This window comes from Pararhodobacter zhoushanensis, from assembly GCF_025949695.1.
In the GTDB taxonomy this organism is placed as follows: domain Bacteria; phylum Pseudomonadota; class Alphaproteobacteria; order Rhodobacterales; family Rhodobacteraceae; genus Pararhodobacter; species Pararhodobacter zhoushanensis_A.
Genome location: NZ_JAPDFL010000001.1, coordinates 375,999 through 390,000, shown reverse-complemented (window position 1 = coordinate 390,000; position 14,002 = coordinate 375,999). Strand labels below are relative to the sequence as shown.

The following is a 14,002-nucleotide window of genomic DNA, read 5'->3' as shown; positions in this document are numbered from 1 at the left end:
AAGCTTTGAATTGAAGCCCCAGTAAACGGCGGCCGTAACTATAACGGTCCTAAGGTAGCGAAATTCCTTGTCGGGTAAGTTCCGACCTGCACGAATGGCGTAACGACTTCCCCGCTGTCTCAAACATGGACTCAGCGAAATTGAATTGTGTGTCAAGATGCACACTACCCGCGGTTAGACGGAAAGACCCCATGCACCTTTACTCCAGCTTTGCACTGGCATCAGGATTGTGATGTGCAGGATAGGTGGTAGGCATCGATACCGGGACGCCAGTTCCGGTGGAGCCTCCCTTGAGATACCACCCTTCGCACTCTTGATGTCTAACCGCGGCCCGTCATCCGGGTCCGGGACCATGCATGGTGGGGAGTTTGACTGGGGCGGTCGCCTCCCAAACAGTAACGGAGGCGCGCGAAGGTTGGCTCAGACCGGTCGGAAATCGGTCGTTGAGTGCAATGGCATAAGCCAGCCTGACTGCAAGTCTGACACGACGAGCAGAGACGAAAGTCGGCCATAGTGATCCGGTGGTCCCACGTGGGTGGGCCATCGCTCAACGGATAAAAGGTACGCTGGGGATAACAGGCTGATGATGCCCAAGAGTCCATATCGACGGCATCGTTTGGCACCTCGATGTCGGCTCATCTCATCCTGGGGCTGAAGTCGGTCCCAAGGGTATGGCTGTTCGCCATTTAAAGAGGTACGTGAGCTGGGTTTAGAACGTCGTGAGACAGTTCGGTCCCTATCTGCCGTGGGTGTAGGAGACTTGAGAAGAGTTGCCCCTAGTACGAGAGGACCGGGGTGAACGGACCACTGGTGGACCAGTTATCGTGCCAACGGTAGTGCTGGGTAGCTATGTTCGGACAGGATAACCGCTGAAGGCATCTAAGCGGGAAGCCCCCTTCAAAACAAGGTCTCCCTTGAGAGCCGTGGTAGACCACCACGTCGATAGGCCGGAGATGTAAGTGCAGCAATGCATTCAGTTGACCGGTACTAATGGCTCGATTGGCTTGATCTGATCCAGTAAAAGCAAGACTGGATCAAAAGCTAAATAGACAAAAGACAGTTGCGTAAGCAGCCGATGGTTCTGTTTCTTCTCTGGTTTGGTGGCAATAGCGATGGCTAAACACCCGATCCCATCCCGAACTCGGCAGTTAAGGGTCGTCACGCCGATGGTACTGCGTCTTAAGACGTGGGAGAGTAGGTCACCGCCAAACCTGAAAAGAAACAGAAAAACAAAACTCTCATCAACGATACAATAAAACCACGAACAGACTTCCCCGGCGCGGGGTGGAGCAGCCCGGTAGCTCGTCAGGCTCATAACCTGAAGGTCGTAGGTTCAAATCCTACCCCCGCAACCAAAACTTCCCGACATATCAAATGCTTGGAACCCGACCTAAACAGTCGGGCTTTTGCGCTCCCAGTTCTTGTCAACGCCTGGTCAACGTTCGACAAGGCCCCCTTCGACGTCGGTGCCCTGATTGCCTTGCGGTTGCTGATGCGGGTCGTCGCCAAGAACTTCAGGTTGATGGTCTGTCGTCCAGTTGAGGCGCTATGCGCCTGATCGGAACCGGCGCCCTGCGGTCAGCTGCGCGATGGACTCGACCAACGCTGTGCGGTCGATGCGGAAATGGCGGTACAGATCCTGGATCGAGCCGGTTTGCCCGAAATGCTCGACGCCATGCGGGATCGTGCGGTGCCCGGCGACCGATCCCAGCCATGCCAGCGTCGCCGGATGCCCGTCCAGTACCGTGACCAGACTGCAGTCGGGCGCGAGGTCGCCCATCAGACGCTCGATATGGCTGAGCGCCCCGGCATTGCCGCGCGCGCGTTCGCGCTGCGCGGCGGTCCACCCGGCATTCAACCGGTCGGCCGAGGTCACGGCGAGGACACCGATGTCACGCCGATGCTCGCCGGCCATGCCCGCTGCCGCGATGGCTTCATCGGCCACGGCCCCCTGGTAGGCGATGACGACGCTGCAATTGGGACCCGGTTTGCGCAGCCAATAGGCCCCGTCCACCGCGCCCTGCCGGAACGCGTCATTCCCCCGTTTTCCCGGCTGTTCCAAGGGCTTGGTGGTCAGCCGGAGATAGACCGAGCCGCCCGTTTCATCGCGCAGCCAGGTGCGCTCGTCCGCAACACCGTCCCCGTCGCGTTGCAGGTAATCGAAGGCCCAGGCCATGATCACCGCCAACTCATCCGCAAAGGCCGGCTCGAACGATGCCAGCCCATCCTGCGCCATCCCCGTCAAGGGAGTGCCGATCGACTGGTGCGCGCCGCCTTCGGGGGCCAGGGTGACACCCGAGGGCGTGCCGACGATTATGAACCGCGCGTCCTGATAGCAGGCGTAGTTCAGGGCATCGAGGCCGCGGTGCACGAAAGGGTCATAGACCGTGCCGATGGGGATCAGCCGCTTGCCCCACAATTCGTGCGACAGACCGGCCGCGCCCAGTAGCAGGAACAGGTTCATCTCGGCGATGCCCAGCTCGATATGCTGGCCCTTGGGGGTGAACTCCCATTTCGCCGTCGAGGGGATGCGGTGCTCGATAAAGGCATCCGACTGCTCGCTGCGCGCGAACAGCTTGCGCCGGTTGACCCAAGGTCCAAGGCTGGTGGTGCCCGTGACATCCGGTGAGGTGGTGACGATCCGCTCGGCCAGCGCGCTGTCGCCCTTGGCGAGGTCATCGAGGATCTTGCCGAACGCGGTTTGCGTCGAAATCTCGCGCTCGGTGGAAAGCTCAATCGCCGGCACGGCAAGCCGCGCGTCCGAATAGCGGCGCGGGGATCTGGCGAAGAACGGCACCTTGCCCAGAAAGTCGCGCAGGGCGCCCGCGTCCTCGACTGCCGCGAATGGCTCCCATTCCTGTCCTTCGGGCACGCCCATATGCTGTTGCCATTCGCCCATCTGGGTCTTGGTCATCAGCCCGCCGTGGTTGTCCTTGTGGCCCGCGATCGGCGTGCCCCAGCCCTTGATGGTATAGGCCAGAAAGCAGGTTGGCCGGTCGTGGGTGATGCTGTCGAACGTGTCGGCCATCGTCTCGACGCAGTTGCCGCCGAGGTTCTCCATCAGATCGGCCAGCGCGTCGTCCGAGCGATTTTCGATCAGCGCCGTCACGTCGCCCTGATCGCCCAGATCGTCCATCAACCGTTTGCGCCAGACCGCACCGCCCTGATAGGTCAGCGCCGCGTATTGGGCGTTGGGGCAGGCGTCGATCCAGTCGCGCAACCGGTCACCGCCCGGCTCGGCAAAGGCCGCGCGTTGCAGCGCGCCGTATTTGATCCGCACGACGTCCCAACCGAAGGCGTCAAAGACCTTTTCGACCCGCCCGAAGAGCCCCTCGCGCACGATCCCGTCCAGCGACTGCCGGTTATAGTCGATGATCCACCAGCAATTGCGCAGATCGTTTTTCCAGCCCTCTTGCAGGGCCTCATAGAGGTTGCCCTCGTCCAGCTCGGCATCACCGACCAGCGCCACCATGCGCCCCTGCGGCGCGTCGGCCCCCCAGGACTTGGCGCGGATGTAGTCCTGCACCAGCGCGGCAAAGGCGGTGATCGCGACGCCCAACCCGACCGAGCCGGTCGAGAAATCCACGTCGTCAACATCCTTGGTACGGCTGGGATAGCTTTGCACCCCGCCATAGCCGCGGAATTTTTCCATCCGCTCGCGCGTCTGGTGGCCCATCAGGTACTGCAGCGCGTGAAAGATCGGCGAGGCATGGGGTTTGACCGCCACCCGGTCCTCGGGCCGCAGGGTCGCGACATAGAGCGCGGTCATGATCGACACCATCGACGCCGACGAGGCCTGATGCCCGCCGACCTTGATCCCGTCGGCCTTGGGCCGCAGGTGGTTGGCGTTGTGGATCATCCAGTGCGACAGCCAGAGCAGGCGCTGTTCAATGGTTTTCAGGTGGTGGCGATCGGTGCGCATGGCGGTCTCCCTTTCGTGCCTTGATATAGCATGGCACCGGCGAATTTCGGTCTTCTTGCTTGCGATTTCGGGTCAATTGCGCTGATAGTAAGCGCCTGTTTACAGTTTCTTGGGGGAATCCAGCGCAGATGGCAGGTGACATCGACGACATTGACCGGCGGATTCTGCGCGAACTTCAGCGCGATGCGCGGTTGACCCACCAAGAGCTGAGCGAGCGGATCGGCCTGTCGCCATCCCCCTGCGCGCGGCGCATTCGCAGGCTGGAATCCGACGGTTTCATCACCGGCTACAGCGCGCGGATCGATGAGAGCAAGCTGGGATTTCCGTTCAACGTGTTCATCTCGGTCCGGCTGGACCGGCAGATCGATGACCGTCTGGTGGCCTTTGAACGCGAGGTCCGCCTGTGCCCGGAAGTGGTCGATTGCTGGCTGATGACCGGCAGCTTCGACTATCTCTTGCGCGTTGCAGTACGCGATCTCAATGAGTTCGAACATTTCCTCACCCGGCGGTTGACCAAGCTGCCCGGGGTTGCGTCGCTGGAATCCTCAATCCCGATCCGGCGGGTCAAATATCTGCCCGCCCGGCTGGATTGAGAAGCGCCCGCAGTGATGCGGGCGCTTTGAGCTACTTGAGACCTTCGTCCATGAAGACCTTGACCGCTGCAGGTCGGGTGGACAGCCGGGCGTAATAGGCTTGCAGGTTCTGCGGCAAGGGCAACGCCAGACGGTCGATTCCCCAAAACAGCGTGTAGAGCATCGCGGCATCCGCGACCGTGAGCCGCTCGCCCATGATAAAGGATGACGTGCCCAGTTGCGCCGACAGATGCACAAACCCGTTTGTGACGATGTCGCGCCCGGCCTGCCGAACCCAGTCCAGATCGGCCTCATTGGGCGTGAACTTCTGCGGCCGCAGCAGCCGAGAGAAGCCTTGCATGTGGATCGTGCCCACCACGAAATCGAGCGTTTCAATCGTGCGCAGCTCGTCTTCAAAACTGACGCTTTTCAGCGTTTCGGTCCCTATAGTATGCGCCAGCCAGTGGGCGATGGCGCCGAATTCCGTCAGGTAGCTGCCGTCATCGCGTTGCAACAACGGAACTTTGGACTTGGGGTTGATGCGGGTGTAATCGGGTTTGAACTGGTCGCCGTCCTTGATGATGATGCGCGCGGCGTCATACGCGACGCCGATCTCTTCGAGCAGGAAATGGATGCCTAGCGAGCAGGCCCCGGGGGCGTAGTAGAGCTTCATGGCGCGGTCTCCTGAAGGTTATGGACGCTCGACGGTGAGCATGATTTTCCCGATATGGTTGTTGCGCTCCATCTCGCTATGGGCGGCTGCGGCGTCACGGAAATCGAAGGTCGCCGCAATGGTCGGGCGGACTTTGGTGCCCAATAGCGGCCACAGATCGCGGCGGATCATCGCGGCCAGTTCCGCTTTGCGCGCCAGCGGGAGGGGCGCAGCAGCGAGCCGGTGATGCGGATGCGCTTGGCCATTATGTCGCGCAAGGGCAGGCTGATCGCCGCTCCGCCGCCGCCCGACAGATGCGCGATGGTGCCGTCTGCGGCCATCATGGCAAGGTCTTGATCCAGATGCGCACCGGCTGACACATCGACCAGCGCCGAGATGCCATGACCCCCCGTCGCCGCCATGACCTGCGCGGCGAGATCCGGCGCAGAGTAGGGCAGGGCGGCCAGCGCGCCGAAGTCGCGCGCGGCGGCGCATTTGCGCGCGCTGCCGCAGGTGGCGAGGATCGCGTATCCCAAAGCCGAGAGGGACTGCAGTGCGATATGCCCGACGCCGCTGGTGCCGCCGTGGATCAGCGCGAACTGGCCCTTTTCCAGCCCCGTCATGCCGAAGAAATTCCACCAGGTGGTGAAAGCCGCCTCGGGGATCGCCGCGGCCTCGACATCGCTCAGGCTGTCGGGCACGGGCAAGGTCAGCGCGGCATTTGCCACGACAAATTGTCCATACCCCCCACCCTGCACAAGCGCCATCACCCGCGCGCCCATGTCGATACCGGTCACATCGGCGCCAAGTGCGACCACCGTGCCGCAAACCTCAAGCCCCGGTATCGCCAGCCCGTCACTGTGCCGCCCGGCCTCACGCTGGTGGACGTCGTGGCGGTTTACCCCGGCTGCGGTGACCCGGATCAGCACTTGCCCAGCGCCGGGGGCGGGCACCGGGACGGTGGCCGGTACCAGTACCTCGGGTCCGCCCGCTTCGGTGATGCAGACGGCGGTTTGCATGTCAGGATACAGCATGAGTTCTGGCCTTCGTGTCAGTCGTTAATGCCGCGATCTGGCCCGAGGCGCGGCTGAACGCGGCCTTGAGGTCCGCCTCCGCGCCCTGCCCAACCGAGCGCCACGCGACATGCCCGTCGGGGCGCACAAGCACAGCGCCCTTGGGTGACACGCCATAGAGCGCGCACCAAGCAGCGGTGTCCGTGTCGATTTCCTGTCCGGAGCCGACCGAAAACACCCGGACCCGGGGCAGGGCATCGTCGCCCAGCCCGTCGGCAGCCCCGCGCCACGCGTCCGCGTCCGGCCCCAGCAACACGGTGAAGCTGTCCAGTGTGAACAGGTCGAGCAGTGATAGATCGCGGCCCTGATAGCGTATCGGCAGATGCGGCGCGCGGTGGCCGGGGCGGCCGGTGGGAGTATAGGTCACCACCTCTATCTCGGGCGCCGGGGTGCCATCGGTGGTGATCAAGTCCGAGTCGTAGAAATACCCGAAGGTCTGCCCGGCATAGTCAAAATGCGCGCGCTGCTCGGGGATACCCTCGGCCAGCTTGGCACGGTTCTCGGCCCCTGCCGGACCCTCGATATTGGCCAGCAGGTCGCTGTCATTGGCCAGCATCCCCGACAGCCCCTTGCGCGCCATCGCTTGCGCATTGCGCGCGCTCTGTTCGACGTTGAAATCCGCGACGGGGCGGCGTTCGGTCGAATAGCTGCCGAGCAGGCTTTCAGGTGCGTTACCCGACAGGACAAGCTTCAGCTTCCACGCCAGATTTTGCACATCCGCGATGCCTGTGTTCATGCCTTGCCCGCCGGTCGGCGGCAGGGGATGCGCGGCGTCGCCGGCCAGGAAGACACGGCCCGATGACATCTGATCCGCAATGCGTGCCTGCATGCGCCAGGGCATGATGTTCTTGATCTCAATGTCGATTTCAGGCGTGCCGATCACCGCCCTGAGCAGCTCAAGACAGCGTTCTTCGGTAAAGTCCTCTCGGCTCTGATCTTCGCGGTAGCCGAAATTATAGGTCCATCGATAGCGGCCATCGAGCGAGATCAGCACACCCGACGTGGTTGCGTTGTAGATCCAATTGAGCAGATACGGTCGGTCCTTGACCAGCTCCCACAGATCGGCGTGAAAGTAGATGCCGATTTGCTGCCCGATCGAGCGCCCCTGCATCCCGATACCAACCGCGTGCCGCGCATCGCTGCGCGGACCGTCGGCAGCGAGGACATAGCGGGCGCGTGTCTTGCCCGTCGCGCCGTCAGCGGTCTGCCAGTGCAGGTCAACGCCTTCATCGTCCGGCGACATTTGCGTGATGGCGTAGCCGAAGTTCACCGAGGCGCTGTTGTAGCGGTTCGCATGCTCGCGCAGCACCGGCTCGAACCGGTCCTGCGGGCACGATCGCTTCAGCGCAGGGCTTTGGCTTTGCTCGATCCGGCTCCACTCGGGATCAACGCGCGTCTCGATCACGCCGATCAGATGCCCCGCGAGGCTGGTGACAAAGCCGATCCCTGCGTGGCGTTCGGGTGGCAGCGCCGCAGCGTTGACTGCCTCTTCTAGTCCGACCGAGCGCAGAATCTCCATCGTTCGGGTGTTGACGACATGGCCGCGCGGGTGGAACGACGTCGTCTCGTTGCGCTCGAACAGTGTGCAGTCGATGCCGAGGTGGCCAAGAAGGTTGGCGGCTGTCAGTCCGACCGGCCCACCGCCAATGATCGCGACATCCGTGATCGCTTTGGGCATACGCCCTCCTGTCAGTTTGAGGGGGCCTTAGGCCTCGTCGATGATCGGGTTCGACAGCACGCCGATGCCGGAAATCTCGACCTCGATCTGGTCGCCAGCTTTCATGAACAGCGGGGGATCGCGGAACAGACCGACGCCGCTGGGGGTGCCCGTGGGAATGATGTCGCCCGGCGCAAGTTCGGTGATGGTCGACAGATAGGCGATCAGATCGGCGATCGAAAACGCCAGATCCCCGACCGAGGTGCTTTGCATCACGGCGCCGTTCAGCCGGGTTTCCATCTGCGGCGCGGTCGGATCGCCCAGCTCGTCGGCAGTCACCATCCACGGCCCCATTGAGCCTGTGCGGTCAAAGTTCTTGCCGCCCCAAAACTGTGTGGTGTGGCGCTGGAAATCGCGGATCGAGCCGTCGTTGAAGATCGTGTAGCCCGCGACGTGATCGAGCGCGGACACGGCCGGAATTGCCCGCCCGCCCTTGCCGATTACGATCGCAATCTCGCCTTCAAAATCGAACTTATCCGAGACCTTGGGCCGCACCATCGGCTGCCCGTGCCCCACCAGCGAGCGGGGATAGCGGGTGAAGATCGAGGGATGTGTCGGCTTGTCGCGCCCGGTTTCCTTGATATGGCCCATGTAGTTGAGGCCGATGCAGATGATCTTCTCCGGATTGGGTACGGTCGGAAGAAAGGTGGCATCACGCACGGCGATAGCCGGGCCATCGGCTTTTTCCAGCGCTGCGATCGCATCGGCGGCCAGCACTGCTTTGAGATCAGGATATTTTGCGCGCAGTGCCGCGCCGGCGTCGATGATCCGGTCGCCATCGACGCGACCATACGAGGGGGTGCCATCCGGCAGGACATGAGAGGTAAGTCGCAAGGGTTCGTTCCTTGTTTGATGTCAGGATTGAGGAATTGCGTGGCGCTATTCAGCGCGCACGACGCTGTCGAGCCAGGCACAATTCGGCTGCGGGTCCGGCGCGCGAAAGCCGTCGCGGGCCGTCTGGTGGCGCATGTCGCGCATCTTGATGCGGACCGCGTTGTCCTCGGGCAGATGCAGACGCTCATGGCCCCAGGTCGAGGGGCCTTCGGTTGTTTCGAACGGCTCCCAGGTGGCCGGATCGACAACCTGCGCGCCCCAGCCGTATTCGACGAAGAAATTGGACGGCGTGTTGGTGTAAAAGCTCATCATGTGGTCGTTCGAGTGCCGACCCAGCGAATAGGCGATGCCCTCGTCGCGCTGTTTGGCGATGTCATAGCCCTGGCCGACATCGTCCAGTTGCAGCAGTTCAACCATGAAGTGATGCACACCCTTGCGGCCCGATCCGACCATGGCGAAGCTGTGGTGTCGCCCGTTCACGTGGAAGAAATAGAGCGGGTAGGGGGTCAGGCCATAATCGGTGACCTTGAAGCCCAGAAGGTCGCGGTAGAACTGCAGGATTCCCTGCACATTGGCGACATGCAGGACCACATGCCCCATCCCCAACGAGCCGGTCTTGAAGCCAGAGATCGGCCGCCCGGACAGGAAAGGGTCTTTGGCAATTTCGGGCCCGCAGAACGCCTCGAGCCGGTTTCCGTCGGGGTCTTCGAACGAGATCAGTCGCGCCACATGGCGTTGATCGGCCAGCGAAACTCCGTGCTGCGTGACCGCAACGCCTGCGTTTTCCAGGCGTGATGCCAGCGAATCAAGATGGGCGGGCGAGTCCACTTCCCACCCCATGAAGGCAAGGTTCTCTTCGCCTTCACCCGTCACGATCAAGCGTTGCTTGCGGTCATCCATGCGGTACAGGCCCATCGAGCCGCCGCCATCGACTTTTTGCATCCCCAAGAGGTCGGTCGCAAAGCCGTCCCAGTCAGACAACTGCCTGGAATTGATCCCGATATAGCCAAGTGACGTGATGGACATGCGTGGTCTCCTTCCGGTGCGGTGCAGCCCCGGTCACACGGCTAAATGCCCAAGCTGCACGGACAAGGTTTAGGACCGCAAACTCAAGGGTGCAGGTACTATCTCGAAGATGTTCGCTATGCGGACAGTGTTGCTATTTGCCTCACAGGAAGTGACCGGTGTCAGGTACGTATATTCGCAGGTTAAACATAATGTTATCGGGACAAAGGCACGTGATCCGGTACCCCGCCGGTGGAAAATAGACAGCTTACTGTATAAATTTCCTTTACCCGCACGAAGGCTGTCGCCATACTAAAATGACCTGAACCGACATTGATCCGGCACGGGGGAGGCACACCATTTCTTCTTTATCGACCATCAGATCGCTGCAGCGCGGGATCGCGATCCTGCAGGCGGTGAACCACCTGAACGGCACCAAGCCGTCCGAGATCGCCGAGGAAACAGGCATCCCGCGACCCTCGGTGTATAGGTTGCTTGAGACGCTTGCCGAGATGGGACTGGTTACCCGCGACCATTTCTCGAACAAATGGCGGCCGACGCTCCATGTGAAATCGCTCAGCTCGGGGTTCCGGGATGAAGACTGGGTGTGCGACATCGCCGTGCCGCATATGATCGAGATGGGGCGGCGCGTGCTCTGGCCGCTCGATCTGGTGACGTTCCGCAATCACCACATGGAAGTGCGGGAATCGACGCATCAGCTCAGCCCGTATTCGATCAATCACGGCATGGTCGGCAAGAAGTTGCCGGTGCTCGAGACGTCGTCGGGCAGGGTCATGCTGGCGTTTATGCCAGAGGATGAGCGGCGATCATTGCTCACATATCTGGGCGAAGTGACGGGCGTACAAGAGCCTTTCATGATGGCCGACGGCAGTCTGGACATGATCCTCAAACGGGTGCGTGAGATGGGCGTTGGGTTTCGTATGGCCGATTTCACGCCCGAGACCGGCAGTATTTCAGCCCCGATCTGGTACGAGGACCGGGTGTTTGCCTGCGTCACGCTGATCTGGTCCACGACGTCTCTGAAATTCCCGCGTGCTGTTGAGCTGTACCGCAAAGACCTGCTCGAAACCGCGGCAAGAATTTCTCACGATCTGGTCGGGAACCTGAGCAATGGCGAAATTGCCCGGCTCCGCGCCGCCGTTTGAGCGCGCGCCGAAACGCTGTCCGCTGGGTGGACGGATGGCAGGTTTCGGTAAGCGCCACTGAGCGCCGCTCCTAAGACTGGCACTCAAAATAGCATCAATCAGGGAGGAGATGCTCTTTGGAAGCACTCGATCGACTGTCCCGTCGCGCGACGCAATGGCTCGCGCTGCTGGGATTCGCGGGGCTGCTCTTGCTGGCGCTCATGACCAGTCTGGATGCGCTGCTTCGCTCTGCCTTTTCCGCGCCGATCCATGGAGTCAACGACGTCAGCGCCGTAGTGATGGCGGTGGTGATCTCGGCGTGCATCCCTGCCAACCTCGCGCAACGCCGTAACATTACGGTCGAAGTGCTGGGATCGCTGTTGGGGAAGACGGTGAACCAGGTTCTGACACTGTTTGCCGGGGTTGTGGTGCTGGTGGTGATCGGGCTGATGGCGTGGAAGTTCATCCCCTACACCGAAGGCATGTATCTGAGCGGGCGCCAGACCTGGGTGCTGGCCTGGCCGGTCTGGCCGTGGTGGGCTGCGGCAACGCTTTTCCTGATCTTCGCTGCGTTCGTGCAGGCACTGAACGTCTTTGCCGATGTCATGGCGCTGATCAGAATGCTGCGCACCCGTCCTGCCGATGCCCTTTCGTCCGAGAGAGGCCTGAAATGATGGATCCCTCGACTGTAGCCCTGATCGGTTTTGTCGCCATGTTCGGCCTCATCGCGCTGCACGTGCCCATCGGCATCGCCATGACGGTGGTCGGCGTCGTCGGCTTCGCGTCGATGGCTGGCTGGAACGGTGCGCTGACGCTTCTGGCGACCGAGCCCGCTTCGACCATGGCCAGCCTCGATCTGGCGGTGATCCCGCTCTTCATGCTGATGGGCAGTCTGGCTGCCGCCGGAGGTCTGGCCAAGGACATCTTCACGACCGCCGAGGCGCTGGTCGGCCACCGCCCCGGCGGGTTGGCTGCAACGACCATCGTTGCCAGCGCCGGGTTCGGCGCGGTCTGCGGCTCGGCGGTGGCGGCGACGGCGACCTTTGGCCGCGTCGCGCTGCCTGAGATGCTGTCGCGCGGTTATTCGGGCGGCAACTCGGCGGGCGTGGTGGCAGCGGGCGGCACCTTGGGGATTATCGTGCCGCCGTCCAGCATCATGGTGCTTTATGCTGTCCTGACCGAGCAATCCGTGCTCACCATGTTTTCCGCCGCCATCATCCCCGCGCTGCTGTCGGTCGCGCTGTATCTGGCGGCGATCTGGCTCGTCGCGCGCCGCAATCCCGCGTCGATGCCTGGGTCCGAGAAGCTGCCCGTCGCAACGCGGATCATGGCCATCGGGGGGTCCTGGGGGGCCATCCTGCTGGCGATCATCGTGCTGGGCGGGATCTATTCCGGCGTGTTCACGGTGAACGAGGCCGCCGCAATCGGCGTCGTTTTCGCGTTCTTCTTCGCTTTGGGGCGCGGCAAGCTGAACCGTCAAACTTTTGTCGAGGTTCTGTCCGACGCCGCCTCGGCGACGGTGATGATCTATATCATCGTCTTTGGTGCGATGATTTTCTCCTATTTCGTCAGTCTGAGCGGCGTGAGTGAGGAGATCATCGGCGGCATTCAGGCGCTGGGCCTGCCGAACGCGGGCGTCATCTTCCTGCTGATCCTGATCTATTTGTTCCTCGGCGCCTTCTTTGACGAGGTCGCGGCGGTTGTCGTCACGCTACCGTTCGTGCTGCCGATCATTCTGGCGATGGGCTATGATCCGATCTGGTGGGGCATCCTGAACGTGGCGCTGATCGGGGTGGGGATGTTGACGCCGCCCATCGGCATCAACGTGATGCTACTGAACGCGATGCGTTCGGATATCTCGCTCTACGCGATCTACCGGGGGGTTTTTGCCTTCTTCCTGGCCGATTGCGTGCGGATCTTCATTCTGGCGGTGTTTCCTCAGGTGACGCTCTGGCTGCCCAGCATCCTCTGACGCCCTGAAACGAAAGACGCCGGCCTATGGCCGGCGTCTTTTTGCGTTTTCAAAGACCCAGCAAGGCGCGGGCTTCCATTGGCGTCATCGGGGGGTGACCCAGATCCTCCATCATCCGGCGCGCCTTGGCCACCATCGCGGCATTCGACGGTGCCAGCGTGTCTGCGTCGATCTTGACCGCATCTTCCAGCCCGATGCGCGCGTGTCCCCCGGCCAGAACCGATTGTGCCACCATCGGGAAGGCCGATCGCCCGGTGCCAAACGCGGTCCATTGCGCCCCGGCGGGCAATTGGCTGCGGGCATAGAGCACGGTTTCCGGGCTGGGCTGAAACCCGAATTGCACTCCCATGACCACCGAACACAGCGGCGCTTCGGGCAGGACACGTTCCTTTTGCAGCGCTTTCAACAGCGCGATATCGCCGGAATCGAACAGCTCGATTTCCGGCCGCACCCCCGCCGCCAGGATCATTCGCCCCATTCGGCGGATCGATTCCGGTGCGTTGATCACCACCTCGCCGCCAAACACCATCGTGTTGAGGTCCAGTGTGGCGATGTCTGGCTGGATTGCCTGAATATGGCGCACGCGCTCTTCGGCGGGCAGCAGGTTGGTGCGGGGGCCTGCCTTGGCAGGATCGTCGTCGCTGGGATGATAGCGCCCGCCGTTGCCGGTGGTCAGGTTGAGGATCAGATCCTGCCTGACATCGCGGATGCGCGCCACCACCTCGGCATAAAGCGCGGTTTCCATCGAGGGCAGCTGCGTTTGCGGATCGCGCACATGTATATGCACGATGGACGCGCCTTCCTCGGCCGCCGCAAGGCAGTCATTGGCGATCTCACTCGGGGTAATCGGCAGCGCGGGGTTGAGCGCGCGCGTCGTGAAATTCCCCAGCACGGCGCAGGTCAGCAGGCGTTTGTATTTCATATGTCCTCCTCATCTGGGCGGACCGTCCCACCGCGCCCCCCTTGCGACAAGGGGGCTGGCGGCGATGTCCGCCGTGCGGACGGGTGGGCGATGTCCACCGGTCGAACAGGTCCAAGTCTTCCCTTCTCTGTTGATCGCCGATTTGACAGCATACTGTCAGAGCGACACGCCGCGCTGCGCCTCGGGAG

General features: G+C 62.2%; 12 protein-coding genes, 1 tRNA gene and 2 rRNA genes (1 of these 15 running past the window's edge). 7 read left to right on the top strand and 8 right to left on the bottom strand.

Annotation, left to right across the window (positions count from 1 at the left end):
- The 3 genes from OKW52_RS01945 to OKW52_RS01935 form a co-directional block, all read left to right on the top strand.
- Window positions 1-1,012: ribosomal RNA gene (locus OKW52_RS01945) — 23S ribosomal RNA — on the top strand; it begins 1,819 nt to the left of the window's first position.
- Window positions 1,013-1,096: 84 nt separating this feature from the next.
- Window positions 1,097-1,211: ribosomal RNA gene (rrf, locus tag OKW52_RS01940) — 5S ribosomal RNA — on the top strand.
- A 67-nt stretch (window positions 1,212-1,278) separates the two neighbouring features.
- A tRNA-Met gene (locus OKW52_RS01935) sits at window positions 1,279-1,355 on the top strand.
- A gap of 191 nt (window positions 1,356-1,546) precedes the next feature.
- Here the strand turns inward: OKW52_RS01935 and OKW52_RS01930 are convergent.
- Window positions 1,547-3,922 carry a 1-deoxy-D-xylulose-5-phosphate synthase N-terminal domain-containing protein gene (locus OKW52_RS01930; RefSeq protein ID WP_264504215.1) on the bottom strand — a complete coding sequence of 792 codons (2,376 nt, stop codon included), beginning with the start codon at window positions 3,920-3,922 and terminating at the stop codon, window positions 1,547-1,549.
- Window positions 3,923-4,050: 128 nt separating this feature from the next.
- Between OKW52_RS01930 and OKW52_RS01925 the strand changes: the two genes are divergently transcribed.
- Window positions 4,051-4,515, top strand: a complete 465-nt coding sequence (locus OKW52_RS01925) for an Lrp/AsnC family transcriptional regulator (RefSeq protein ID WP_264504214.1) — start codon at window positions 4,051-4,053, stop codon at window positions 4,513-4,515.
- 31 nt (window positions 4,516-4,546) lie between these two features.
- Here the strand turns inward: OKW52_RS01925 and OKW52_RS01920 are convergent, their stop codons facing one another.
- Genes OKW52_RS01920 through OKW52_RS01895 form a run of 6 tightly spaced genes read right to left on the bottom strand, consistent with a single transcriptional unit; the run spans window position 4,547 to window position 9,796 of the window.
- On the bottom strand, window positions 4,547-5,167 hold the full coding sequence (locus OKW52_RS01920) for a glutathione S-transferase family protein (protein ID WP_264504213.1): 621 nt from the start codon (window positions 5,165-5,167) through the stop codon (window positions 4,547-4,549).
- Between the two features lie 18 nt (window positions 5,168-5,185).
- A complete protein-coding gene (locus tag OKW52_RS01915; RefSeq protein ID WP_264504212.1) occupies window positions 5,186-5,338 on the bottom strand; it encodes a zinc-binding dehydrogenase in 153 nt (50 codons plus the stop codon).
- Window positions 5,335-6,180 carry a zinc-binding dehydrogenase gene (locus tag OKW52_RS01910; protein WP_264504211.1) on the bottom strand — a complete coding sequence of 282 codons (846 nt, stop codon included), beginning with the start codon at window positions 6,178-6,180 and terminating at the stop codon, window positions 5,335-5,337. The genes OKW52_RS01915 and OKW52_RS01910 overlap by 4 nt, the downstream gene beginning before the upstream one ends.
- On the bottom strand, window positions 6,167-7,897 hold the full coding sequence (locus OKW52_RS01905; protein WP_264504210.1) for an FAD-dependent monooxygenase: 1,731 nt from the start codon (window positions 7,895-7,897) through the stop codon (window positions 6,167-6,169). The genes OKW52_RS01910 and OKW52_RS01905 overlap by 14 nt, the downstream gene beginning before the upstream one ends.
- A gap of 27 nt (window positions 7,898-7,924) precedes the next feature.
- Window positions 7,925-8,770, bottom strand: coding sequence for a fumarylacetoacetate hydrolase family protein (locus OKW52_RS01900; protein ID WP_264504209.1), 846 nt, complete (start codon window positions 8,768-8,770; stop codon window positions 7,925-7,927).
- 45 nt (window positions 8,771-8,815) lie between these two features.
- On the bottom strand, window positions 8,816-9,796 hold the full coding sequence (locus OKW52_RS01895) for a VOC family protein (protein ID WP_264504208.1): 981 nt from the start codon (window positions 9,794-9,796) through the stop codon (window positions 8,816-8,818).
- Window positions 9,797-10,107: 311 nt separating this feature from the next.
- On the opposite strand from OKW52_RS01895, the gene OKW52_RS01890 reads away from it, so the two are divergent.
- The 3 genes from OKW52_RS01890 to OKW52_RS01880 all read left to right on the top strand — a co-directional run bounded on the left by OKW52_RS01890 (window position 10,108) and on the right by OKW52_RS01880 (window position 12,892).
- A complete protein-coding gene (locus OKW52_RS01890) occupies window positions 10,108-10,941 on the top strand; it encodes a helix-turn-helix domain-containing protein (protein WP_319800493.1) in 834 nt (277 codons plus the stop codon).
- Between the two features lie 116 nt (window positions 10,942-11,057).
- Complete coding sequence (locus tag OKW52_RS01885; protein WP_264504207.1) at window positions 11,058-11,594, top strand: TRAP transporter small permease; 537 nt, start codon at window positions 11,058-11,060, stop codon at window positions 11,592-11,594.
- Entirely contained in the window at window positions 11,591-12,892 is a 1,302-nt protein-coding gene (locus OKW52_RS01880) for a TRAP transporter large permease (RefSeq protein WP_264504206.1), read from the top strand. Before OKW52_RS01885 ends, OKW52_RS01880 begins: the two co-directional genes overlap by 4 nt.
- A gap of 49 nt (window positions 12,893-12,941) precedes the next feature.
- Here the strand turns inward: OKW52_RS01880 and OKW52_RS01875 are convergent, their stop codons facing one another.
- A complete protein-coding gene (locus tag OKW52_RS01875; protein ID WP_264504205.1) occupies window positions 12,942-13,814 on the bottom strand; it encodes a BKACE family enzyme in 873 nt (290 codons plus the stop codon).
- Window positions 13,815-14,002: the final 188 nt, after the last annotated feature.